At 61.5% G+C, this 23454-nt stretch carries 21 protein-coding genes; 13 read left to right on the forward strand and 8 right to left on the reverse strand.

Translation table 11 applies throughout. From position 1 onward, the window contains the following. Window positions 1–52 precede the first annotated feature (52 nt). The 4 genes from GGR20_RS15535 to rpsP all read left to right on the forward strand — a co-directional run bounded on the left by GGR20_RS15535 (window position 53) and on the right by rpsP (window position 4429). Window positions 53–1012 carry a hypothetical protein gene (locus GGR20_RS15535; protein WP_183312281.1) on the forward strand — a complete coding sequence of 320 codons (960 nt, stop codon included), beginning with the start codon at window positions 53–55 and terminating at the stop codon, window positions 1010–1012. Continuing rightward, window positions 1009–2211: a GNAT family N-acetyltransferase gene (locus GGR20_RS15540; RefSeq protein WP_183312282.1), complete on the forward strand. Its 1203-nt coding sequence runs from the start codon at window positions 1009–1011 to the stop codon at window positions 2209–2211. Before GGR20_RS15535 ends, GGR20_RS15540 begins: the two co-directional genes overlap by 4 nt. A gap of 217 nt (window positions 2212–2428) precedes the next feature. After that, the gene (ffh, locus tag GGR20_RS15545; protein ID WP_183312283.1) at window positions 2429–4012 is read left to right on the forward strand and encodes a signal recognition particle protein; all 1584 of its coding nucleotides are present in this window, start codon (window positions 2429–2431) and stop codon (window positions 4010–4012) included. Window positions 4013–4051: 39 nt separating this feature from the next. Continuing rightward, window positions 4052–4429, forward strand: coding sequence for a 30S ribosomal protein S16 (gene rpsP / locus GGR20_RS15550; RefSeq protein ID WP_183312284.1), 378 nt, complete (start codon window positions 4052–4054; stop codon window positions 4427–4429). A gap of 76 nt (window positions 4430–4505) precedes the next feature. Here the strand turns inward: rpsP and leuB are convergent, their stop codons facing one another. The 5 genes from leuB to GGR20_RS15575 form a co-directional block, all read right to left on the reverse strand. Then, window positions 4506–5606 (reverse strand): 3-isopropylmalate dehydrogenase, encoded by a 1101-nt coding sequence (leuB, locus tag GGR20_RS15555; protein WP_183312285.1) that lies wholly within the window; start codon window positions 5604–5606, stop codon window positions 4506–4508. 86 nt (window positions 5607–5692) lie between these two features. After that, window positions 5693–6331, reverse strand: a complete 639-nt coding sequence (locus GGR20_RS15560; RefSeq protein WP_183312286.1) for a CPBP family intramembrane glutamic endopeptidase — start codon at window positions 6329–6331, stop codon at window positions 5693–5695. Window positions 6332–6345: 14 nt separating this feature from the next. Continuing rightward, window positions 6346–6741 (reverse strand): RidA family protein, encoded by a 396-nt coding sequence (locus GGR20_RS15565; RefSeq protein ID WP_183312287.1) that lies wholly within the window; start codon window positions 6739–6741, stop codon window positions 6346–6348. A gap of 21 nt (window positions 6742–6762) precedes the next feature. Beyond that, complete coding sequence (leuD, locus tag GGR20_RS15570; protein ID WP_183312288.1) at window positions 6763–7368, reverse strand: 3-isopropylmalate dehydratase small subunit; 606 nt, start codon at window positions 7366–7368, stop codon at window positions 6763–6765. A gap of 138 nt (window positions 7369–7506) precedes the next feature. Beyond that, window positions 7507–8100 (reverse strand): hypothetical protein, encoded by a 594-nt coding sequence (locus GGR20_RS15575; RefSeq protein WP_183312289.1) that lies wholly within the window; start codon window positions 8098–8100, stop codon window positions 7507–7509. A 153-nt stretch (window positions 8101–8253) separates the two neighbouring features. Between GGR20_RS15575 and GGR20_RS15580 the strand changes: the two genes are divergently transcribed. Then, entirely contained in the window at window positions 8254–8625 is a 372-nt protein-coding gene (locus GGR20_RS15580; protein WP_183312290.1) for a hypothetical protein, read from the forward strand. A gap of 310 nt (window positions 8626–8935) precedes the next feature. After that, the gene (locus GGR20_RS15585; RefSeq protein WP_183312291.1) at window positions 8936–9766 is read left to right on the forward strand and encodes a hypothetical protein; all 831 of its coding nucleotides are present in this window, start codon (window positions 8936–8938) and stop codon (window positions 9764–9766) included. A gap of 64 nt (window positions 9767–9830) precedes the next feature. On the opposite strand, the gene ubiG is transcribed toward GGR20_RS15585, so the two are convergent. Further along, entirely contained in the window at window positions 9831–10568 is a 738-nt protein-coding gene (ubiG, locus tag GGR20_RS15590; protein WP_183312292.1) for a bifunctional 2-polyprenyl-6-hydroxyphenol methylase/3-demethylubiquinol 3-O-methyltransferase UbiG, read from the reverse strand. A gap of 172 nt (window positions 10569–10740) precedes the next feature. On the opposite strand from ubiG, the gene GGR20_RS15595 reads away from it, so the two are divergent. The 7 genes from GGR20_RS15595 to GGR20_RS15625 all read left to right on the forward strand — a co-directional run bounded on the left by GGR20_RS15595 (window position 10741) and on the right by GGR20_RS15625 (window position 20741). Then, the gene (locus GGR20_RS15595) at window positions 10741–12006 is read left to right on the forward strand and encodes an aspartate kinase (RefSeq protein WP_183312293.1); all 1266 of its coding nucleotides are present in this window, start codon (window positions 10741–10743) and stop codon (window positions 12004–12006) included. Between the two features lie 69 nt (window positions 12007–12075). Further along, complete coding sequence (ptsP, locus tag GGR20_RS15600) at window positions 12076–14343, forward strand: phosphoenolpyruvate--protein phosphotransferase (protein WP_183312294.1); 2268 nt, start codon at window positions 12076–12078, stop codon at window positions 14341–14343. A gap of 174 nt (window positions 14344–14517) precedes the next feature. Continuing rightward, on the forward strand, window positions 14518–15594 hold the full coding sequence (gene prfA / locus GGR20_RS15605; RefSeq protein ID WP_183312295.1) for a peptide chain release factor 1: 1077 nt from the start codon (window positions 14518–14520) through the stop codon (window positions 15592–15594). Window positions 15595–15608: 14 nt separating this feature from the next. Then, complete coding sequence (gene prmC, locus GGR20_RS15610; protein WP_183312313.1) at window positions 15609–16466, forward strand: peptide chain release factor N(5)-glutamine methyltransferase; 858 nt, start codon at window positions 15609–15611, stop codon at window positions 16464–16466. 344 nt (window positions 16467–16810) lie between these two features. Beyond that, the gene (locus tag GGR20_RS15615; protein WP_183312296.1) at window positions 16811–17422 is read left to right on the forward strand and encodes a DUF4167 domain-containing protein; all 612 of its coding nucleotides are present in this window, start codon (window positions 16811–16813) and stop codon (window positions 17420–17422) included. A 232-nt stretch (window positions 17423–17654) separates the two neighbouring features. Then, window positions 17655–20270 carry an ATP-dependent chaperone ClpB gene (gene clpB, locus GGR20_RS15620; protein ID WP_183312297.1) on the forward strand — a complete coding sequence of 872 codons (2616 nt, stop codon included), beginning with the start codon at window positions 17655–17657 and terminating at the stop codon, window positions 20268–20270. 129 nt (window positions 20271–20399) lie between these two features. Then, window positions 20400–20741, forward strand: a complete 342-nt coding sequence (locus tag GGR20_RS15625) for a VOC family protein (RefSeq protein ID WP_183312298.1) — start codon at window positions 20400–20402, stop codon at window positions 20739–20741. Between the two features lie 12 nt (window positions 20742–20753). On the opposite strand, the gene GGR20_RS15630 is transcribed toward GGR20_RS15625, so the two are convergent. Both GGR20_RS15630 and GGR20_RS18480 read right to left on the reverse strand, forming a co-directional pair. Continuing rightward, window positions 20754–22718, reverse strand: coding sequence for a M23 family metallopeptidase (locus tag GGR20_RS15630; protein WP_183312299.1), 1965 nt, complete (start codon window positions 22716–22718; stop codon window positions 20754–20756). A gap of 466 nt (window positions 22719–23184) precedes the next feature. Then, window positions 23185–23454: hypothetical protein (locus GGR20_RS18480; protein WP_210283212.1), on the reverse strand; the 270-nt coding region annotated here is incomplete at its 5' end.

Below are 23454 nucleotides of genomic sequence, written 5' to 3' on the forward strand. Positions count from 1 at the left end.
ATAGTGTGACAGGCGAAGAATTTTGTCCGTGCAGCCCTTGGGAGTTCTGCCGATGAACATGCCACTCATCTCGGACCAGATCATTACCGACTGGCAGTCGCACTATCCTCAGATCTGGGGCAAGCAGGCGCTGCGTTTACAGCACCGCCTCGCCGACTCGCCGCTGTTCACCGATGAGGCGCTGGCCGCGTTGATCGAGAACAGCCCGCGCGAAGCCTATCACGTCAATTATTCGCAGAAGACGCCGGGCAATCCGCCCAAGCGGCGCGAGGGTGAGATCAAGGGGCTTTCGGGCGCCGAGGTGATCGAGACGGTCAAGACCGGCAATATCTGGGTTAATCTGACCGCCCCCGCCAAGACCAACCCGGCCTATGGCGCATTGCTGGACAGCCTCTACAGCGAGTTCGAGGAGCGCGTGCCCGGCTTTGCGAGCTACAAGCGAAACCTGACCATTCTGATCTCGTCGCCCAATGTCTCGGTCAAGTACCATTCCGACGTGCCGGGCCAGAGCTTGTGGCAAGTGCGTGGTACCAAGAAGGTCTATGTCTATCCCGCCCAGGCGCCCTTCATTTCCCAGCCGGCGCTGGAAAAGCTGATCCTGGGACAATTGCGCGAAACCGACATGCCGTTCGAACCCTGGTTCGATGATTTTGCCCAGATCTATGATCTGGAAGCAGGGCAAATGCTGCATTGGCCGCTTAATGGGCCACATCGCGTGGTCAATCACGGCATGCTCAATGTCAGTTTCACCACCGAGCACTGGACCGACGATCTGCGCAAGCATTACGCGGTCAACTATGCCAATGGCGTGCTGCGCAACAAGTTGGGGATGCAGAAGCTCGGCCAGCACGTGACGGGCCTGAGCTATCTCACCAAGCTGGCTATTGCTGGGGCGGTGAAGTTTTCCCCGCTCAATCCGCAGAAAAAGAAGGTCTATACTGTCGACTTTCAGGTCGACCCGATGGCGCCTGAAGGCGTGCGCGATATCGCTGCGCATACATTCGCCAAATGAGTGCAGCGCACGCGCTTGCCGGACAGGACGACCGTCGCGCCCGGGGCGCGCAGGCGATCAGCTACGGGCTTGCCGCGTCCACCATCCGGGACCGCGCCGGGATCGAAGCCATTGCCGATCGTTGGCTTGGCCTGGAAGCGCCTGGCACGGGTTTCAACCTGTTCCAAAGCCTGGGCTGGGCACGCGCCATCTTCGATTTCGAACGCGAGAGGGGCAATGCCGCCTTTGATCCGGTGATTGCCACGGTATCGGATGGTCGCCGGCTGGTCGGGGTTCTGCCGCTTGAGCGCATTCGTACCGGCGCCCGTTCTCTGCTCGTGCCGCTCGGGCATGGCTTTGCCCAGACCAGCGATGCGCTGGTCGATGCCGATAGGGACGCGGGCCCGGTGGTTGCCCACCTGTTGCGGGCGGCTGCCTCTGCCGTCCCCAGCGACGGGATCAGCCTGCTCAAGGTGCGTGATGGGTCTGCTTTGGCCCAGGGCCTGCCGCAGATCAGCATCCGGACTGGTGCCGAACAGGGTGCGCCCTATGTAGCCCTTGATGGCTTTGCTGACTTCGCCCGCTATTTTGCGACAGTTCGGACCAAGACACGCAAGAACATGCGCAATGCGCGGAACCGGCTGGAGCGAGAGGGACCGGTCGAACACAAGATCATAGAGGATGCTGCCGAGCGTCAGGCGCTGATCGAGCGTACGCTGGAGGGCCGCGCCGAGCGGCTCAAGGAACAGGGGCTCACCTCACGTGCCTTCCGCGACAGCGGGTTTCGCGATTTCTGCACGAGCCTGGTGGAACGCACAGACATCGAGTTGCGCGCATTTTCATTGCAACACCAGGGGCGGCCCCTGGCCGAACAATGGGGTTTCGTGCATGGCGGGCGCTACTACGCCTATGTGGCCAATCGCGATTTTTCGCATTCCGACGAGAGCCCGGGCAAGCTGCAACTGAGCGACATCATCCGCACCTGTGCCGATCAGGGCCTGAAGGGCTGCGATCTGGGTGTGCCGGCGATGCCGTATAAGCTCACCTTTGCCACCGAAACCATCGTGGTGCGCGACTATGCCTTGCCGCTCACTCGGCGCGGCTGGGCGATGTTCCGGGTCTGGGACGTCTTGTTGCGACCGTCATTGAAGCGGCTTGTACTGGCCCTGCCGGCAGGTCTGCGATCAGCACTCATGCGTCTGGCCGGGCACGGGCACTAGTATCAGCGCTCTTTCTTGACTCTGCCCCGGCTTTGAACTAAAGCCAGCCCGTTCATCAGGCTTCTTGCTCCTGACCAGCCGACCGGGACCCTTTAAGGTATAAACCGATCCCGGAGGCCAACACCCGCCAGCGCGTTGCGCCCGCGGGTGGGTTTTGCATTTGGCCATTTGGACCCTATCTCTTGCGGGATTGGCCCGCGAGCGAAAAGGACGAGACATGTTTGATAGCTTAAGCGACCGGCTTGGCAAGATTTTCGAGGGACTGCGTGGACGCGGCGCGCTGAACGCTGCCGATGTCGACGCCGCCATGCGCGAAATCCGCCGGGCGCTGATCGAGGCCGACGTTTCGCTTGAAGTGGTGCGCGCCTTTGTCGAGCAGGTCCGCGAACGCGCTGTGGGCGCCGAAGTCACCCGCTCGGTGACACCGGGCCAACAGGTGGTCAAGATCGTCAATGACGAGCTGGTGCAGGTCCTGGGGTCCGATGCCGTTACCATCGACCTCAATGCCCCCGCGCCGGTCACTCTTTTGATGGTGGGCCTGCAGGGCTCGGGCAAGACCACCACTACGGCCAAGATCGCCAAGCGGCTCAAGGACCGGCAGAAAAAGAAGGTCTTGCTCGCCTCGCTCGATACGCGCCGTCCGGCGGCCATGGAGCAGCTGCGCGTGTTGGGCGAACAGGTCGGCGTCGACACGCTGCCGATCGTTGCCAGTGAAACACCCGTCGAGATTGCCCGCCGCGCCGAGCGCGAGGGGCGGCTGGGCGGCTATGATGTGCTCATTCTCGATACGGCGGGCCGTACGCATATCGATGAAGAGCTGATGGAAGAAACCGTTTCCATCAAGGACATCGCCAATCCGCATGAAATCCTGCTTGTCGTCGATGCGCTGACCGGCCAGGACGCGATCAATGTGGCGCGTAGTTTCGACGGACGTCTGGATGTCACCGGCATCGTTATGACTCGCGTCGATGGCGACGGTCGTGGCGGCGCGGCGCTCTCGATGCGCGCGGCCACCGGCAAGCCGATCAAGCTGATCGGTGTCGGCGAAAAGATGGATGCGCTGGAAGATTTCCACCCCAGCCGTATCGCCGACCGCATCCTGGGCATGGGCGACATCGTTTCGCTGGTCGAAAAGGCCGCCGAGCATGTGTCGGCCGAAGACGCCCAGAAAATGGCGGAGAAGCTCAAGAAGGGTGCCTTCGACTTCGAGGATCTGCGCAGCCAGTTGCAGCAGATGAAGAAGATGGGCGGCATGGGCGGGCTGATGGGCATGCTGCCCGGGGCTGGCCAGCTCAAGAAAGCCATGGCGGGCGCCAATGTTGACGAAAAGGTTTTTGACCGCCAGATCGCCATCATCAATTCCATGACCAAGAAGGAGCGGGCCAATCCGGACCTGCTCAATGCCTCCCGCCGCAAGCGCATTGCCGCCGGCGCGGGCGTCGAGGTCTCGGAAATCAACAAGCTGGCCAAGCAACACCGCCAGATGGCGGACATGATGAAGAAGGTTTCCAAGGGCGGCATGGGCTCGCTGGCCGGCATGTTCGGCGGCAAGATGGGTGGGATGATGGGCGGCATGCCCGATCTTTCCAAGATGGATCCCAAGCAGCTTGAAGCCATGGCGCGTCAGGCTGGCGTCGACCCTGAACAATTGAAGGGTCTGCCGTCAGCTGGTGTGCCAGCACAGAAATCGCTGCCCAGCGACGTCAATGCGCTTCTCAAATCCTCCGGCGGACCGGCTCTGCCGGGTCTCGGCGGAGCCCCCCGTTTCCCTGGCCTGCCGGGCCTGGGCAAGAAGAAATAATCCGTTTCAACAAACTAACGAACTGACAGGACTGACAAAATGGCACTCAAGCTTCGTCTCGCCCGTGGCGGCACCAAGAAGCGTCCCTTCTACCACATCGTGGTTGCCGATGTGCGCTCGCCGCGCGATGGCCGCTTCATTGAAAAGCTGGGCACCTACAACCCGCTGCTGGCCAAGGATGCCGAAAACCGCGTTGTGCTGAACGCCGAGCGCGTGCAGCACTGGCTCTCGCATGGTGCACTGCCGACCGACCGCGTGCTGCGTTTCCTCGACGCTGCCGGTATTTCCAAGCGTCCGGCCCGCAACAACCCGAACAAGGGTGTGCCCGGCGACAAGGCCAAGGAACGCGCCGAAGAACGCGCTGCCCGCGAAGCCGCTGCCAACGCACCGGCAGAAGAAGCTGCTTCGGCCGAATAAGCTTCTGGCGATTGCCTAGATAATAAAGCCCCGGTGGTGACACCGGGGCTTTTCTGTTTGTGATGGGTGTTTTGTCTCAGGCTTTGAGCTTCGCCAGGATCGCTGCGCCCATTTCCTCGGTGCCAACGGTCCTGCAATTGTCCTGTGCGATATCGCCGGTGCGCAGACCATCGCTGAGGACGGCGGAGATGGCGTTTTCGACTTGGGTGGCAAGTTCGACCATGTTGAACGAATAGCGCAACGCCATGGCGAAGCTGGCGATCATGGCGATGGGGTTGGCAATGCCCTGGCCAGCAATGTCGGGGGCCGAGCCGTGCACGGGCTCGTAAAACGCCTTGCGCTTGCCGGTGGCCGGATCGGGGGCGCCGAGCGAGGCGGAGGGCAGCATGCCCAGCGAGCCGGTCAGCATGGCCGCAACGTCGGAGAGAATGTCGCCAAACAGGTTATCGGTGACCATGACGTCGAACTGCTTGGGGGTGCGGACGAGCTGCATCGCGGCGTTGTCGGCCAGAATGTGGTGCAGCTCGACATCGGAATAGTCCTTGGCGACATTGCGGACCACTTCGTCCCAGAGAACGCCGGATTTCATCACGTTCTTTTTGTCCGCCGAGTGGACCTTGCCGCCGCGGGTCCGGGCCAGGTCGAAGGCGACGCGGGCGATGCGGTCGATTTCATAGGTCTCATAGACCTGGGTATCGATGGCGCGCTTCTGGCCGTCGCCCAGATCGGTGATGGTCTTGGGTTCGCCGAAATAGACGCCGCCGGTCAGTTCGCGCACGATGAGAATATCGAGGCCTTCCACCAGTTCCTTCTTGAGCGAGGAGGCCGAGGCCAGGGCCGGATAGCAGATTGCGGGGCGCAGATTGGCGAACACGGCCAATTCCTTGCGCAGGCGCAACAGGGCGGCTTCGGGGCGGTGCTCATAGGGAACGTCATCCCATTTAGGACCGCCCACCGCGCCGAAGATCACCGCGTCGGCGGCGTTGGCTTTGGCGACGTCTTCGTCAGTAATGGCCACGCCATGGGCGTCATAGGCAGCGCCACCAGCCAGGCCGGTATCGGTCGAGAAATCGGTCAGACCCTCGGCATTGGTCCAGGCGATGAGTTTTTCCACCTCGACCATGATCTCGGTGCCGATGCCGTCGCCGGGCAGAAGGAAAAGGGAATGGGTGGCCATGTTGGATAAGCTCCTCGCCGTACTGGTGGGTACACCTGAATTTGGTGCCGACATACAAGGTTTTCAGGCGATTGCGCAAGGCGACTTCAGGCGAATCCGTTCCGCGCGAACAGCACCCAGAAGGCAAAGACATTTGTGAGCATGTGCGCCAGGCTCACGTAAAACACCGAGCCGGTGCGCCAGGTGACCCAGTTCCAGAAAAGACCCAGGGCTGATGCCCCACCGATAAGGGCCAGTGCTCCGCCGTCGAAGACAATGCCATGGCTGAGAGCCAGGGGGATATGCCAGGCGGTAAACAGGGCCCAGCCGAGCCAGAAGCCAAGTCGCGGCTTGTCCCGAAATGTGCCGAGAAAGCCGCCGCGCCAGGCGATCTCCTCGAGCGGGCCGTTGATGGCGGCGATCAGCAGCGCCAGATACATGCTTCCATGAGTCAGGATCGAGGTGTTGGGTACGAAATTGGCCAGTGCGACAATGCCGACCTGCACCAGCAAGAGCGGAATGATCCACCAGTCGCGCCAGCGCAGTCTTTCGGAAAACAGCCGTCCGTCATTGCCTTCGAGCGCATGCCAGCCGATGACCGGCAGGCAGAAGAACAGCCAGTAGAAGGTCAGGGTGAAAAGATACCCGTGTTGCGGGTGCCAGGCCGTCAGCGAGGGCACCACGAAAAACAGCGCCCCGATAAGGAGCGCTGCGTGAAAAGTGAGGGCAATCTGTTTTCTGTTCATCGCCCCGCCCGGGATCAGGCGTGGCTGGCGGCCGCGCCGATGCGGGCGGTGACCTCGATCTCGATCTTCATGCCCTCTTCGATCATCTGCACAATGAGCATGGAAGCGGCGGGCCGGATATCGGTGAAGACCGGGCCGACGGTAGCAACGACCTCGTCCACATAGGAGCGGTCGCCAACATAGTAGACGACGCGGACGGTATCCTGGATGGAGGAACCCGCTTCCTTAAGAGCCTTGTCGATGGTGACCAACGCATTTTTTGCCTGTTCACCAACGCTCTCGGGCATAGTCATGGTGGCATAATCATAGCCGGTGGTGCCGGACACATAGACAGTGTCCTCATGGCGCACAGCGCGGGAATAGCCAAAGGTGGCTTCAAAGGGGGAGCCGGTGGAAACGCGCTGAACCAATTCTGTCTCTTTGCTTAAAGGTTAGAGCCAGGGACGTTCGGCTGCCATCTTGCCTTCAAAAGCGGAGATGGAGGGATCCGATTTCAGCGTGCCGGCAATGTCGTCGAGACCTTCGAGCAGGATCTGCTTGCGGGAAGGGTCGATGTCGAAATTGAGCGTGCCGCCATCGGGGCCTTTGATGGTCTGGGCTTCGAGGTCGACTGTCAGGGTGGCATTGGATCCGCGCTCGGCATCATCGAGCAGGAGCTTGAGTTGCTCGGGTGTCACGACCAGGGGCAGGATGCCGTTTTTGAAGCAGTTATTATAGAAAATGTCGGCGAAGCTGGTGGAGATCACACAGCGAATGCCGAAATCGAGCAGCGCCCAGGGGGCGTGTTCGCGGCTGGAACCACAACCGAAATTATCGCCGGCGATGATGATCTGCGCGTTGCGATAGGCGGGCTTGTTGAGCACGAAATCGGGGTTCTCCGAGCCGTCCTCATGGTAGCGCATCTCGGAGAACAGCGCGGTGCCGAGACCCGTCCGCTTGATGGTCTTCAAATACTGCTTGGGGATGATCATGTCGGTGTCGATATTGATGATCGGCAGGGGCGCCGCGACACCGGTCAGGGTGGTGAACTTGTCCATAGGGCTTAGGAACCTCGCTATTGGCCACGGTCATCGCGCAAAAGCAGGCTCGCGGTCAAGGCCAAACCGTACCGAAGCGTACGGTTGGGGTGCTGCTGTGGTCGGTCAGGCCAAGGAGGGTGTCTGCGGGCCCATGGATCAGAACTTGTAGCGCAGCCCGGCCGTCACCGCGTTGGAGCCGTCGATATGGGCAATGGTGCCGAAGCCGCCGGAGCGGTGCTGGATGCGGCCAAAGGCTTCCCATTCGGGGTGATCGTCATGCGAAACCGCAATTTCCGGTGCGAGGTAATAGAGTACCGTTGCGCTCTGGCCAGAGGCCACGGTGCGGGTCGTCTCAACGCCGATGGTGTCGGTGACGACCGAGAAACCGCCGGTGATCGACGGGGTTATGTTGAGCGGCCCCAGCTCGACTTCAGTCAGCCGACCTACCAGGCCCGCCCAGGCTTCGGCAGAACTGGTCTCGCCGACGCCCATGCGCAGGCCCAGCCCTGCCTCAAGGCCCAAGGCGAAGCTTTCATATTCGTAGAAGAACCGCTGATAGCCGGCGCCGAGGAAGGCGTTGGTTTCATAGCCGCTGCTCCAGAACGTCAGGGCATCGCCGAAAAAGCCGCTGCTCATCGGCCCGCCGAAAACGAAGATGGATTCGTCCCGATTGGCGGGCACGTCCTGGGCGACAATGGGGAGGCTCATGGCCCCGAGCACCAGAATAATGGCGCCGGCGAATTTGCTCATCGATTTTTCATTCCTGTTCGCGGAACTAAAACGCCAACAGGCGGAACAGGTTCACGGCCGCGTGTTCACATTTCTTTCTGCCCCTTCGGATTGGGCCGGTGGAACGGGGCCGCGCGCGCCGCGTTTGTTTTCCAATGAGCAAAGGAGGAAACCATGGACGCCATTCCAGCCACTATTCATGAAGGCATGCGTGTCGTGGACAATGCCATGCAGCCCATAGGCACGGTGGAGGCCTTTCGCAGCACCGACGAAGCGCCGGACGCTCCGGATGTGGATGCGGCGGGCGTCAGCCCGGTGTTGGACCGGCAGCGCAATGATCTGACGGGACTGTTGGCCGATCTGTTTCACCCCGATGATGGCCTGCCTCGCGAAATGCAGGAAAAGGCACTGCGCGAGGGCTTCGTGCGGCTTGATGCTGACGGATTTCTCGCCTCGGACCGCTATATCTTCCCCGAGCATATCGATCGGGTGGAAGAAGACCGGCTGGTGCTCTCGGTCGGGCGCAAGGATCTGCTCAAGGCCTGAGTGACCAAGGAACCAAGATGCCTGCCCTTCATTCCCGCGTGGAATGGAGGGCAATTGTTTATGCCGGTCCATTCTTGCGTTGATAGATTTGCTTTGCGGTCGTGTAACATACGCCTACGCACAAGAAGTGTTTCCGGCGGATGGTGCGGGATTCTCGTGGCATCTTGCTGTCGTTCTTTTTAACCACCACAGTTTACCACCTCAGCAAACTTGCCAGGCGGACTTGGTAGAACTGCGGATTACGGCGCCCTTTGTGCCCGTGATGATCTCTCCCATGGTGGCTCGGGCCACCGCTTATTGGGAGATGATCATGTTGTACAAGCGTATGATTGCAGCCGTTATGGTGTCGGTTGTGTTGATGCCATCTATAGCCTCGGCCGGTGGTCTGCTGGGTGGCGGCGGTTCGGGCGGCGGCAGCGTGCTGGGCATTGTTGGCGATGGCGACAGCGGCGCGCTGGTGACCGTCAATTCGGGCAATGCCGGGGATAGCGGGCTGGTCAATGTCGGCGCGGGTGGCAGTGGTGGCGCCCTGACCGCCAATGTCGGTGGCGGCACCTCGCCGGTGGTGGATGCTTCGGTGATGGGCTCGGAAGGCATTGCCGACGTCAACGCCGATCTGGGCGGTGTCGAAGCCAATGTGAATGTCGGTGGCTCCGACAGCCTCATCCGCGTCGATGTCGGCACCGGCTCGGGCGGTGGTAATGGCGGCAATGGCGGCAATGGCGGTAACGGTGGCAATGGGTCCAATGGCGCGACCGGAGCCAATGGCAATAACGGCACCAACGGCGGCTGGTTCATTTTCGGCAATCGCGGAAATTCGTCTTCGCCGTCTTCGGCCGGCATCACGGCGGTCTGCGCCAACAATGCCAATCCGAGCCAGTTGATGGCGCTGTTCCAGAAAAGCTCGACCCGCGGGTGGAACCGGGCCAGCGGCATTCAGCTCATTCCGATCAAGGTCTGTGCCGATATGCGTCGCCAGATGGCCAACTGGCTCGCATCCAATGGCCAATATCACCGCATGATTGGCGCGGTGGCGCAGGATCCCTTGATCAACGCCGCCCTCAGCCGCACCCAATACCGTCCTGGTCACGTGCTGGGTGTGCACAAGCAGGGGGCGACGCTGATGGTCTACGTGTTCTGACTCTGCCTCCAGTCAGGCCGTAGCGGGCCGGTCGCCTCCCCCAGGCGGCCGGCCTTGCGGCGGCTCAGGCCGGGCGGGCGGCCAGCACCATGTAGTTAACGGCCATGTCGGGGGAGGCGCGCCATTCGTCGGCCAGCGGATTGAAGGTCACGCCGGTCTGGTCGATCACCTTGAGCCCGTTGCGTCGCAATTGGGCGTTGACCTCCTCGGGGGTGAGGAACTTCTTCCAGTCATGGGTGCCGCGCGGCAGCCAGCGCAGCACATATTCAGCGCCGATGATGGCGAGGGCCCAGGAGCGGGCCGTGCGGTTGAGCGTGGCGGTAAACATCAGCCCGCCGGGCGCGACGAGGTCGGCGCAGCTCTTCATGTAGAGCGGGACATTGTCGACATGCTCGACCACTTCCATGTTGAGGACCACATCAAAGCTTTTGCCGGCGGCGACCAGGGCTTCGCTGGTGGTGGCGCGATAGTCGATCTCAAGCCCTGATTGTTCGGCGTGAATTTTCGCAATGGCGATATTGCGCTCTGCCGCGTCGACGCCGGTGACCGTCGCCCCCAGCCGCGTCAGCGGTTCGCACAAGAGGCCACCGCCACAACCGACATCGAGAATGCGCAGACCTTGGAAGGGACGCAATATGGACGGATCGCGGTCAAAATGGCGGATTAGGTGGTCGCGGATATAGCTCATCCGTACCGGATTGAACTTGTGCAGCGGCTTGAACTTGCCCTTGGGGTCCCACCATTGCTCGGCCATGGCCGTGAATTTGGCGATTTCGGCGTCGTTGACGGTGGTCTGGGACATCGGCAGCTCCTTGTGCACCCATATGACCTACAGGCGAGGGCAGGAGCAAGGCACGGCCTGTCGCAGGGGCATTGCGTCGCCGATGCCCATTGATTGCGCATCGGCTTTGTGGCATGTCGCGCCCAACATTAAAGCGTAACGCCGGGTTCGGCGGATCAGCGGGGAAACTGTCTTGGCCCGTATCGTCGTCAAGTTCGGTGGCACTTCGGTGGCCAATGTGGAGCGTATCCGCAATGCGGCGCGCCATATCAAGCGAGAGGTCGAGGCCGGCAATGAAGTTGCCGTGGTGGTTTCGGCCATGAGCGGCAAGACCAATGAACTGGTCGGCTGGGTCAACGAGGCTTCCAAATTCCACGATGCGCGCGAGTATGACGCCGTGCTCGCTTCGGGCGAGCAGGTCACGGCGGGCCTGATGGCTATTGTCTTGAGCGAAATGGGCATCCAGTCGCGCAGTTTCGCTGGCTGGCAGGTCCCCATTCATACCGACGATTCCCACGGTGCGGCGCGGATTACCGATATCGACCCGACCGAGCTCGACAAACGCATGAGCGATGGCTGGGTGCCGGTAATCACCGGCTTCCAAGGCATTTCACCGCATGGCCGCGTGACAACGCTCGGGCGCGGTGGCTCGGATACCTCGGCGGTCGCGGTGGCAGCTGCGGTCAAGGCGGAGCGGTGCGATATCTATACCGATGTCGATGGTGTCTACACGACCGACCCCCGCATCGTGCCCAAGGCGCAGCGCATGACCAAGATTTCCTTTGAGGAAATGCTGGAAATGGCTTCGCTCGGCGCCAAGGTGCTGATGATCCGATCGGTGGAAATGGCCATGGCGCACAAGGTCCGCCTGACCGTCCGCTCCAGTTTCGATGACCCGGACGCGCCGCAGATCGCGCCCGATGGGACGCCGGGTGTGCCCGGCACGCTTGTCTGCGATGAGGATGAGATCATGGAAAAGCAGATCGTTTCGGGCGTGACGCTCGCCAAGGCCGAAGCCAAGATCACCCTGCGCAAGGTCAAGGACAGTCCGGGTGTCGCCGCCGCCATTTTCGGCACGCTGGCTGACAAAGGCATTATCGTTGACATGATCGTGCAGAACATTGCCGATGATGGCGCGACCACCGACATCACCTTTACCGTGCCCGACAGCGAATATGACAAGGCGGTCAAGGCGCTGGAAGACAATGGCGGACGCTTTGAATATGCGCGTCTTTCCGGCTCCAAGGGCGGCGCGAAGGTCTCGGTGGTGGGCGTGGGTATGCGTTCTCACGCCGGTGTTGCGTCCTCGATGTTCAAGGCTCTGGCCGACAAGGGGATCAATATCCAGCTGATCACCACTTCGGAAATCAAGACCTCGGTGTTGATCGATGAAGAATATGCCGAGCTTGCGGTTCGCGCCTTGCACACCTATTACGGTCTGGACAGACAGGACGCCTGACCCAGTCGAGGGGACACGGGCCGCGTCCTTCAAATAGGGGGGCGGCTTTGCGGGCCGCCTTGGAGAGGCATGGTCACGACCATAGGCGGCCCCAGGGTGCTGCTGCGGCAGTTGCGCGAGACGATGGCGGAGCCCTTGGCTTCGCAGGAACGTCTCGACAAAATCGTGGGCCTGATCGCTGAGAACATGCGAGCCGATGTGTGCTCGTTCTATGTGCTGCGCGATGACGGCGCACTTGAGTTGTTCGCCACGCGCGGGCTGAACACCGAATCGGTCCACTTGACGACATTGCGCCTGGGCGAAGGCCTGGTGGGCCTGATTGCCGCCGAGGCCGAGCCGCTCAGCCTGGACGACGCCACCAGCCATCCCGCCTTTGCCTACCGGCCCGAAACGGGCGAGGAAAAATACAACTCCTTCCTCGGCGTGCCGGTGCTGCGGGCCGGCCAGACGCTGGGCGTGCTGGTGGTGCAGAATGCCGACCGGCGCCATTATGGCGAGGATGAAACCGAGGCGATGCTGACCACGGCCACAATCCTGGCCGAGATGATCGCTACCAGCGATTTCGACAATCTGATCAAGCCAGGATCGGATATCGATCTCAGGCGACCTCGCATGTTCAACGGCGTCAGCTTCACCGATGGTATCGCGCTCGGCAAAGTCGTGCTGCATGATCCGCGTGTCGTGGTGACCAATTTCATCGCTGAAGACACCGATGCCGAAAAGCAGCGGCTCGACGCGGCGCTGGCCTCGATGCGGGTCTCGATCGATGCGATGCTCGACCATGGCGACATGCAGCCGACCTCGGATCACCGGGAAATTCTTGAAACCTATCGCATGTTCGCCAATGATCGGGGTTGGGTGAACCGGCTGGTCGAGGCGATCGATAACGGGCTCTCAGCCGAGGCGGCGGTCGAGCGGGTGCAGAACGACACCCGGGCCCGCATGCAGCGCCAGACCGACCCCTATATTCGCGACCGGTTGCATGATCTGGATGATCTGGCCAATCGCCTGCTGCGGGTTTTGACCAACACCAACCAGCCGGCGCATCGCGATCTGCCGGAGAACGCCATTCTGGTGGCCCGCAATATGGGGCCCGCCGAACTGCTTGAATATGACCGCAAGAAACTGCGCGGCGTGGTGCTCGAAGAGGGCGGGGCCACGGCGCATGTGGCCATTGTCGCGCGCTCGCTCGGCATAGTGGCCGTGGGGCAGGCGCAATCGATCGTCTCCATGTGCGAAGGGGGCGACGACATCATTCTCGATGGTCCCTTGGGCCAGGTCCATTTGCGGCCCACGGCCGATATCGAGCAGACCTATATCGACAAGGTCCGGATCTCGGCGCGGCGGCGCGCGCATTATGCCGCCCTCAAGGACAGGCCGAGCGTTACCAAGGATGGCGTCGAGATCACACTGCTGCACAATTCGGGCCTCGTGGCAGACCTGCCCATGCTCGATGATACCGGCGCGACCGGGGTGGGACTGTTCCGCACCGAATTGCAGTTCATGATCGCGAGCCGCTTGCCGCGTCTGCAGGAGCAGGTCGACCTTTATGCCGAGGCGATGGAAATCGCCGGGGATCGGCCGGTGGTGTTCCGCTTGCTGGATATTGGCGGCGACAAGGTAGTGCCCTATCTGCGCTCTGCGGCCGAGGAGAACCCGGCCATGGGCTATCGCTCTATCCGGCTAGGGCTGGATCGACCGGGCCTGCTGCGCACGCAAATCCGGGCGCTGCTGCTGGCCGCGCGGGGCCGTCCGCTCAAGATTCTGGTGCCCATGGTCACCGAAACCTTCGAGTTTCGGCAGACCAAGCAAGTGCTGTGCAAGGAAATGGACCGGCTCAAGCGCGCCGGTCAAGCCGTGCCTGAAAAGGTTGAGATCGGGGCAATGGTGGAAGTGCCGTCATTGCTGTTCGAGCTCGATCAGATCATGCCCGAAAGCGATTTTGTCTCCATTGGCTCGAACGATCTGGTGCAGTTCCTGACAGCGGCCGATCGGGCCAATCCGCGTGTCTCAAAAGCCTATGACCCCATTGGTCTGCCTCGGCTGCGGGCCCTTCGGCTGGTGGTCGATGCGGCGGCGCGGCACAACAAGCCCGTCACGATGTGTGGCGAACTGGCTGGCAAGCCAATGGAGGCGCTGGCGCTGATGGCCATTGGCATGACGCGGCTGTCCATGGGCCCTGCTTCGATCGGTCCGATCAAGGAAATGATCCTCAATCTCGAACTTGAGCCGGTCAAGGCCGCTATCTCCGAGGCGCTCAGTGTTGGGGCCAATGGCCATTCGGTGCGCAATTTGCTGACCGAATGGGCGGATAAGCAGAACCTGCCCATGGGGTAGGGGCGGCATTGGCCGCTTGATGTTGCGGCCCGGGGTCATTACACCCCGGCGTGTCGCCGCGGCTACCAACCGGGGCGCATCTTGAGAGACACCAGCGCGACCGTTCTCAAGATGGATTCCGGTCTGCGGCGGGATGACAAACAAGAACGCGGTTGCCACGCTGAAAGACCAAGAATGCCCAACCTGCCCCAGGACAAGCTCGACGCTCTCGAAACGCGGTTTCAGTATATTGAAGCCGCGCTCAGCGGGGGCGCGAGTCCGGATGAACTGGCGAGGCTCTCCAAGGAACATTCGGACCTGTCCGAAATCGTGGGGCAGATCACGGCCTACAAAAAGGCGCAGAAGGATTACGCCGAGGCCGAAGCGCTGCTCAAGAGTGGCGACAAGGAACTGGCCGAAATGGCCGAGATGGAGATCGAGGCGCTCGATGAGTCCATCGAGCAACTAGAGCACTCGATCCGCATCATGCTGCTGCCCAAGGACGAGGCGGACGAGAAATCCATTATTCTGGAAATCCGCGGCGGTACGGGCGGCGATGAGGCGGCGCTGTTCGCCGGTGATCTGTTCCGCATGTATGAGCGCTACGCGTCCGCACATGGTTGGAAAGTGACGGTGATGGAAGAGAGTCCCGGCGAAATGGGGGGCTTTAAGGAAATCATCGCCAATGTGTCGGGCAAGGGCGTCTATGCCCGGATGAAATATGAAAGCGGTGTGCATCGGGTACAGCGAGTCCCAGCGACCGAGGGCTCGGGCCGTATTCACACCTCGGCGGCGACCGTGGCGGTGCTGCCCGAAGTCGAAGACATCGACATCGAAATCCGAAATGAGGATATCCGCATCGATACGATGCGCGCCTCGGGCGCCGGCGGGCAGCACGTGAATACCACCGACTCGGCGGTGCGCATCACACATATCCCGACCGGGCTTGTGGTGACTTCGGCCATGAAGTCGCAGCACCAGAACCGGGCCCAGGCGATGATCGTGTTGCGCTCGCGGCTCTATGAAATGCAGCGCGAAGAGCGTGACAATGCCCGTTCGGCCGAGCGCAAGGGGCAGGTGGGTTCGGGCGACCGATCAGAGCGCATCCGCACCTATAATTTCCCGCAGGGGCGCGTCACCGACCACCGCATCAATCTAACGCTCTATAAGCTCGACAAGGTCATCACCGGCGAGGCGCTGGATGAGTTGATCGAAGCATTGATCACCGAACATCAAGCGGCCCAGCTCGCCACCATGGAGCAAGGCAACTGAGCGAGCCGGTTCGCATCGGCGCACTCTGGCGCGGCTGGCGTGATGTGCTGGGCCGGCTCGGTTTCGAAACCGCTGCGCTCGACGCCAAATTGCTCACCGGCCATGCGCTGGGTCTGGACGCGCTGGCGCTGGCGACGCGCGAACAGGAGCCTGTCGCCGACGCGGATGCCGAGCGGGTCGCCGGGCTGCTGCAGCGGCGGATGAGCGGGGAATCGGTGGCGCGAATTATCGGCGAGCGGGAATTTTTCGGGCTCGCCTTTGCCCTCAATGCCGCGACCCTGGAGCCCCGGCCCGATACTGAACTCCTGATAGAGCTCGCGATCAAGGCGCTGCCGGTGGGCGGACGGCTGCTTGATCTGGGAACCGGAACCGGTTGCATCCCTATCGCGGTATTGGCTAACCGGTCCGATGCCATTGGGCTGGCGAGCGATATCAGCGCCGAGGCGCTGGAGATGGCACAGATCAATGCGGCGCGGCATGGCGTGGCGGATCGATTGAGGTTTGCGCCGGGGAGCTGGTTCGAGGCTTGTTCCCGCAATGGGCGCGGCGAAGACAAGTTCGATCTCATCGTTTCCAACCCGCCCTATATCACGAGTGCCGTGCTCGAGACGCTGGCGCCCGAGGTGAAAGATTTCGATCCGCGGCTGGCGCTGGATGGCGGACCGGACGGGTTGGCCCCCTATCGAATTATTGCGGCAAACGCGCGGGACTACCTGTCACCGGGCGGCCAGGTGCTGGTGGAAATCGGGTACGATCAGGGCAGCAGTATCCGCGCCCTGTTCGCGGAACATGGTTTTGCCGATATTGTCGTTCACAAGGACCTCAATGGCCTTGACCGTGTAATTTCAGGGCAGCATTTAAAGGGCAGCTGAAGCAACCGATTTGACCGAAGTGCAGTTTGTGCTAGTCAAACCGAGCGAAAGCGGTTAGTTTGTAACTGCTGTCAATGGCGCATCATGGGCGCCGCAGCGATCACACCCGATCCGAAATGCAGTGAGCTGCTAGTGCAGCGCGGTTCCGAAAGACCGGGACGACGCGAGGGACGGGATGGACTTGTCCAGGGTCGTTGCCGACCGCATTCGGTCTTCATGAAGCCAGATGAGATTTCGCCCGGTGCGCACTTACCGCCGACGGAATCAGGGCCAGATCGGGCCTTTTGTGCCGGTCCGCCCGTTGATGTGACGCTTAGCTTTTTAGAGTTAGACAAAGCGACCCGATGAGACCTAACCAGAACAAGAACCGGCAGCGTGGCCGGAACGGCGGACGCAAGCATGTCAATCCGCTGTCGCGCAATTATGAAAGCAACGGACCTGACGTGAAGGTGCGCGGCAATGCCTCCCACGTGGCCGAGAAGTACATGCAGCTCGCCCGCGACGCTCAATCTTCGGGCGATTCGGTGATGGCCGAGAATTATCTGCAGCATGCCGAGCATTATTTCCGTATCGTTTCCTCTGCCCAGCAGGCGATGAACCCGCGTGAGGGACAGAGCCAGGACGAGACCGAGTTCGAAGATGACGGCAATGACGTCAATTCGCGCTTCTCGTCACCGCAGCCGCCCCAGCCGGCGCAGCAGAATAATGACAGCGGGAGCGAGCAGGCTCCGGCCGCTGCCCCTGCAGGTGACAAGCCCGCTGAGGCCGACGCTTCCGCGCCGGCCGAAGGAGAGGGCGACCAGCCCGCCCGCAAGCCGCGTGAACGTCGCCCACGCCGCCGCCGCAATGCCGGTGGCGAGGCCGGCGCCGCGTCGGCCGAAGGCAATGGCGCGCAGTCCGAGGCCGAGCCGGCACCGGAACTGCCGGCTTTCCTCACAGGCAATGCCGCCGAATAAGACGAATTGAAAACAAGCAAATGCCGGGCCGACGCCCGGCATTTTTGTTTGCGACTATCGACACCGCGCCGGGGAGGAACGATTCTCCGGAACGCACCTCTTTTGTTCGCGCTCGAATGACCTACATCTAAGTCGAACAATGCGCCATTACGGGCATGGTTCGAACGACGCTTCCGACGTCATGCCGGTGCCATAGCTGGGCCGGGTGGCGGGCGAGACAAGGAGAGTTGCATTGAATATCGAAAAATATACCGAGCGGGCGCGCGGCTTCATTCAGAGTGCACAGACCGCGGCCCTGGGCAAGGGTCATCAGCAGTTTTCACCGATTCACCTGCTCAAGGTTTTGCTTGATGATGACCAGGGCATGGCCAATGGGTTGATCAGCAAGGCCGGAGGTGACCCCAAGGCGGCACGGGCCGGTGTTGAGGCGGCGCTGAACAAAATTCCGAAAGTCTCCGGCGATGCCGGGCAGCTTTATCTCAGCCGGGAGCTTGCCAAGGTTTTCGATACTGCCGAACAGGCGGCGCAGAAGGCCGGTGACAGCTTTGTCACGGTTGAGCGGCTGCTGCTGGCACTGGTGATCGAGAAGGATAGCGACGCTGGCAAGGTTCTGAGTTCGGCCGGGGTGACCGCGCAGGGGCTCAACACGGCCATTGAGGAGATTCGCAAGGGTCGCACGGCGGACAATGCTTCTGCTGAGAACACCTATGATGCGCTCAAGAAATACGCACGTGACCTGACCGAAGATGTGCGCGAAGGCCGGCTCGACCCGGTGATCGGGCGCGACGAGGAAATTCGTCGCACCATTCAGGTGTTGAGCCGTCGGACCAAGAACAATCCGGTGCTGATCGGTGAGCCGGGCGTGGGCAAGACCGCCATTGCCGAGGGTCTGGCGATCCGGATCGTCAATGGCGACGTACCGGAATCGCTCAAGAGCAAGAGCCTGCTGGCGCTCGATATGGGTGCGCTGATTGCCGGCGCGAAATATCGCGGCGAGTTCGAAGAGCGGTTGAAGTCGGTGCTTTCCGAGGTACAGGCCGCTGAGGGACAGATTATCCTGTTCATTGACGAGATGCATACGCTGGTGGGCGCCGGCAAGAGCGAAGGCGCCATGGATGCGTCCAACCTTTTAAAGCCTGCATTGGCGCGCGGCGAGTTGCACTGCGTGGGTGCGACCACGCTGGATGAATACCGCAAGCATGTCGAAAAGGACCCGGCTCTGGCGCGGCGCTTCCAGCCGGTCTTTGTGTCCGAGCCGACGGTGGAAGACACCATTTCGATCCTGCGTGGCCTCAAGGAAAAATATGAGCTGCATCACGGCATTCGCATTGCCGACTCGGCGCTGGTGAGCGCGGCGACGCTGTCGAACCGCTACATCACCGACCGCTTCCTGCCCGACAAGGCCATCGACCTGATGGACGAGGCGGCGGCGCGGCTGCGCATGGCGGTCGACAGCAAGCCCGAAGCGCTGGATGAGCTGGATCGCAAGATCATGCAGCTCAAGATCGAACGCGAAGCGCTCAGGAAAGAGACCGACGAGGGGTCCAAGACCCGGCTCGAACGGCTCGAACATGATCTTGCGGGCCTGGAAGAACAGGCCCAAACCCTGTCGGCCAAGTGGCTGGCGGAAAAGGAACGCCTGCAAGGTTCCACCAAGATCAAGGAAGAGCTCGACGCGGCCCGCAGCCAACTCGAGATCGCGCAGCGTCAGGGTGACCTGGCCAAGGCGGGAGAGCTGGCCTATGGCGTGATCCCGGATCTGGAAAAGCGGCTCGCCACGGCCGATGACGCGGAAGGTGATGGCAAGCCTGACCCGGTGATGGCCAGGGAAACTGTTGAGCCCACCGATATCGCCCAGGTGGTGTCGCGCTGGACCGGCATTCCGGTTGATCGGATGATGGAAGGCGAGCGCGAAAAGCTGTTGCATATGGAAAGCTCGTTGGGTGCCCGGGTCATCGGGCAGTCCGAAGCGGTGGCAGCCGTTGCCAAGGCGGTGCGGCGTTCGCGCGCCGGCCTGCAGGACCCGAACCGACCGATCGGCTCGTTCATGTTCCTTGGACCCACAGGCGTGGGCAAGACCGAGTTGACCAAGGCGCTGGCGCAGTTCCTGTTCGATGACGAAACCGCCATGGTGCGTCTCGACATGAGCGAATTCATGGAAAAGCACTCGGTTGCCCGGCTGATCGGCGCGCCTCCGGGCTATGTCGGTTATGACGAAGGCGGCGTGCTGACCGAAGCGGTGCGGCGCCGGCCCTATCAGGTGATCCTGTTCGACGAGATCGAAAAGGCCCATCCGGACGTTTTCAACGTGCTGCTGCAGGTGCTTGACGATGGCCGGCTGACCGATGGCCAGGGCCGTACGGTCGATTTCCGCAATACGGTTGTTATTCTCACCTCGAACCTGGGTGCCGAGTATCTGGTCGAGCTCAAGGATGACGAGCCGGTTGACCTGGCCCGTGGCAAGGTGCTCGACGCGGTCAAGGCGGCGTTCCGCCCCGAGTTCCTCAACCGGATCGACGAGATCCTGCTGTTCCACCGCCTCGGGCGCGAGCATATGGGCAATATCGTCGATATCCAGTTCGGGCGGCTCGAGGCTCTGCTCAAGGATCGCGATATTACGCTCGAGTTGACGCCCAACGCGCGCGAATGGCTCGCCAATGAGGGCTATGATCCGGCCTATGGCGCCCGCCCGCTCAGGCGCGTCATTCAACGTGCGGTCCAGGATGAGCTGGCCGAGGAGATTCTCTCGGGCAAGGTCAGTGATGGTGGCCGGGTGACGGTCGACGCCAATGACACGGGCATCGTGCTGCTGCCGGGCGGCAATGCCGAAGCCGACGCGGCAGCTTAATCGCCCTGTCGACCAGGATTGATGAGGAAGGGCCGGTTCTCTGGACCGGCCCTTTTCACCTTCGGCTTGCAAGTGGGCAACTTTTCAGATTAGAACATAAGCAGAACAAAATCCGGGGGGTGGCGCAAGATGGCTGATCGCATTGACTATATCGAGTTTCCCTCCACAAACCGGCCGGCCACGAGCGGGTTTTTCCGCGCCGCCTTTGGCTGGGGCATTACCAGCTACGGCCCCGATTATGATGGGCTGGAAGGTGCCGGTATTGATGGTGGAGTGGATCAGGCGGCCGGGCGTGTCGAGGCGAGCATGGCCGTTATCCGCACCGAGGATCTGGACGACGCCGAACGGCGGGTGATCAAGGCCGGTGGCGTTGTGACCTGCGCCCAGTTCGACTTCCCAGGCGGGCGGCGGTTCCACTTCCGCGAACCCGGTGGCAATGAACTGGCAGTTTATGTGACGCGGCCGGAATAGGGGGCGTAGCCGTTAGTTCGACTGGGCGACCGACACCGGCGCGGGGTCGCGGGCCATCAGGTCGTTGATCTGTGCGATGGTCTGGTCAAATTCGTCGCGATATTGCGCGGCAAGGACATTGTCCTTTGGCAACTTGACGCTGAGCGGGTCGACGAGATTGCCGTTGATCTTGATTTCGAAATGCAGATGCGGGCCGGTCGACTGACCGGTTGAGCCGACATAGCCGACGACCTGGCCCTGTCGCACGCGTGAGCCCACGCTCAAGCCGTCAGCGAAGCGGGACATGTGGCCATAGGCCGTTTCATAGCCATTGACGTGCTGGATCTCGACCTTGTTGCCATAGCCGGACTGCCACTTGTAGTAACTGATCACACCATCCCCGGAGGCATAGATCGGGGTGCCGGTCCGCGCGGCCAGGTCGACACCGGTATGGAGCCGGCGCGTTTTAAAGATGGGGTGGATGCGATAGCCGAAGCGCGAGCGCAGTGTGCCACCGCCCTCGAGTGGACGGCGATTGAGGAAGCGCTTTCCAGTTTCACCGTTGGGATCGTAGAAATCGACCGCGCCGTCATCAGTGGTGAAACGATAGAGCTGGCGCGTGGTGCCGGACAGTGTCAGTCCCACATAGAGCAGTTCTTCCGCGGCGCCCTCACCGGTATCGCCGGTTTCGAGAATTTCGATGGTGTCGCCCGCCGCAATGCGCTTGGTCATGTCGATATCATAGGCGAACATGGCGATGATGCGTTCAATGGTGGCATCGCTCAGATCGTGCTTGCGACCAGTTTCCCAGATGGAGCGATAGATGCTGGGCAGATTGCCCACATTGATCTGCTCGACATCTTCGGCTGGAAAGTCGACCCAGTCGGGCTGCAGACCGACGACATACTGGCCGTTGTCGCTCAGCGCCACGGTGGCGATGTGGCGCTCGCCGGGCGCGCCTTCGGGCCGGTAAATCGACATGCGATAAGGCACAAGACTGGCCGCACCACTGCTATGGGGCCCATATAGAATACGCAGCCGGATGCCGGCCGGCAGTCCCGCCGCAGGCATCAGATTGGCCAGGGTGCGCTCGATCATTCCCACCTGAGCGGGCGTAAAGCCATTGCGGACCAGCGTATCGGACAGGGGGCCGATTTCGCGCACGGTCAGGAAGCGTTCGGTGCGACCCAGGGTCTCGCTGGACGCCAGTGTCGTCTTGGGGACCACGGTGACGTTCTCGGCGACCCCGGCCACGGCATCGGCCTGCGATGCAGCCAGATCCCGCAGGGTCGGGGCCAGGGCGGCATAGGCCAGAGCCGGTCCGCCGCCATCGATGGTGAATGGGCCCCCGACCATGGCGCGCACAAAATCAGCCGCTCCCTGATCCGAAATCGTACGGGTGGGCACGAAGTCGTCCGGCATGGCGGAATGATTGACGACCACCTCACCATCGACATCCGTGCCATAGACATCGGTGGCGATGTCGAGCGCAGCACTGGTCAGCGGTTGAGTCTTGTTGAGAATGGCGACCGGGTCATAGGCGGGTACATCGGCTGACAGCGACGTGGCCGTAGTGGCCAGGGTTGCGTTGATCCGCACAAAGGGCTGGTTGCGGATGATCTCGCGACCGTCAACGATCTGGCGGGTGGCGGCTTCGATGATTTCGCGGTCCGAGCGGGTGGCCGCCACGGGACGGAGGCGCGAGGTCTTGGACGTCAGATCGGTCGCTAATGGCTGCTCGACCCGGGGGACCGCCAGATTGAGTGCGGCATAGGCGGTCGAGAAGGTGTCCTGCCCCTGAAAGGAGACATAGAGAGCGGCGCCCATCAACAGGACACTGGTCAGGCCCGTCAGCACGGTGCCGCTGAGCCAGGAAAAGCTCAACTCGCGCCCCTGCGGGATTTCACCATCGGTGGACTGCACGGTCAGCGCCGGACCGTCTTCATAGCCGGTCGCCTGCAGCATGGCCGCATGGCGTCGTCTCTGCGTCGCGTTCAACGCTCCATCCTTCATTAGGGTGGTGGTACTGGTTCCCCTGCCGGTTGAGCCGGCTTGGACGCCAAGGCGCCGCGCACAAACTAGAGTCACGCGCGCGCGTTAGCAATGGTTACGCCCTATCACCGAAAAATGCGGCAAAACTGGGGGTGTCGCACCTCCAGACCGGGGGCTTGAAATGGCTCGGATCCCACCCCACTTTCTCACAAGCGGCGGAAAGCCCGGAAATCACTGGTGGTTTGGTCGAGTTTTCCACATGCGCCGGCGGTGGTGGGACAGGAAAATGTCAGTTTTGTCATTTGGGGGCTTCCCAAGCGCAAAGCTGATCCCTATAACCCGCTCATCGCTGAAGAGCGCGGCGCCAAACGGCGGCGGGCACTGAAGCAAGCCTCTGAAATCTAAAGTAATTTCGGTTTCAGATTTTCGAATTTCGGCTTTGACGAAAAACGAAAATAGGGTGTTGACAGACTTAGGTGTCTCGAATACAACCCGCCAGCGCTGACGACGCGAGCACTTGTTGCTCCCACTGATCGGCGCAATCTGACAGGGCAGACGATCTGCCGGGCAACCGGCGATAGCATCGTGTTCTCTGAAGGAATTCAGGAAGCAATGCTTCCACCCGACGTGTCAGCCGGTGACGGCGATGGGTCAGCTCTTTGACATTGTGAAGAATAGAAGAAAGAGAAACGTGGACGGCGAGGTTCTTGCGAACTGGCTGGGAAGCAATTCCTGGTTGGTT

Origin of the sequence: Devosia subaequoris (assembly GCF_014197055.1) — a bacterium.
GTDB lineage: Bacteria > Pseudomonadota > Alphaproteobacteria > Rhizobiales > Devosiaceae > Devosia > Devosia subaequoris.

What these genes read in the sequence shown, in the direction of transcription:
- GGR20_RS15535 (WP_183312281.1), top strand. Translation starts at nt 53, where the DNA reads ATGAACATGCCACTCATCTCGGACCAGATCATTACCGACTGGCAGTCG.
- GGR20_RS15625 (WP_183312298.1), top strand. Translation starts at nt 20,400, where the DNA reads ATGGCTGATCGCATTGACTATATCGAGTTTCCCTCCACAAACCGGCCG.
- GGR20_RS15585 (WP_183312291.1), top strand. Translation starts at nt 8,936, where the DNA reads ATGTTGTACAAGCGTATGATTGCAGCCGTTATGGTGTCGGTTGTGTTG.
- leuB (WP_183312285.1), bottom strand. Translation starts at nt 5,606, where the DNA reads ATGGCCACCCATTCCCTTTTCCTTCTGCCCGGCGACGGCATCGGCACC.
- rpsP (WP_183312284.1), top strand. Translation starts at nt 4,052, where the DNA reads ATGGCACTCAAGCTTCGTCTCGCCCGTGGCGGCACCAAGAAGCGTCCC.
- GGR20_RS15575 (WP_183312289.1), bottom strand. Translation starts at nt 8,100, where the DNA reads ATGAGCAAATTCGCCGGCGCCATTATTCTGGTGCTCGGGGCCATGAGC.
- GGR20_RS15560 (WP_183312286.1), bottom strand. Translation starts at nt 6,331, where the DNA reads ATGAACAGAAAACAGATTGCCCTCACTTTTCACGCAGCGCTCCTTATC.
- ubiG (WP_183312292.1), bottom strand. Translation starts at nt 10,568, where the DNA reads ATGTCCCAGACCACCGTCAACGACGCCGAAATCGCCAAATTCACGGCC.
- leuD (WP_183312288.1), bottom strand. Translation starts at nt 7,368, where the DNA reads ATGGACAAGTTCACCACCCTGACCGGTGTCGCGGCGCCCCTGCCGATC.
- ffh (WP_183312283.1), top strand. Translation starts at nt 2,429, where the DNA reads ATGTTTGATAGCTTAAGCGACCGGCTTGGCAAGATTTTCGAGGGACTG.
- GGR20_RS15615 (WP_183312296.1), top strand. Translation starts at nt 16,811, where the DNA reads ATGAGACCTAACCAGAACAAGAACCGGCAGCGTGGCCGGAACGGCGGA.
- prfA (WP_183312295.1), top strand. Translation starts at nt 14,518, where the DNA reads ATGCCCAACCTGCCCCAGGACAAGCTCGACGCTCTCGAAACGCGGTTT.
- GGR20_RS15580 (WP_183312290.1), top strand. Translation starts at nt 8,254, where the DNA reads ATGGACGCCATTCCAGCCACTATTCATGAAGGCATGCGTGTCGTGGAC.
- ptsP (WP_183312294.1), top strand. Translation starts at nt 12,076, where the DNA reads ATGGTCACGACCATAGGCGGCCCCAGGGTGCTGCTGCGGCAGTTGCGC.
- GGR20_RS15540 (WP_183312282.1), top strand. Translation starts at nt 1,009, where the DNA reads ATGAGTGCAGCGCACGCGCTTGCCGGACAGGACGACCGTCGCGCCCGG.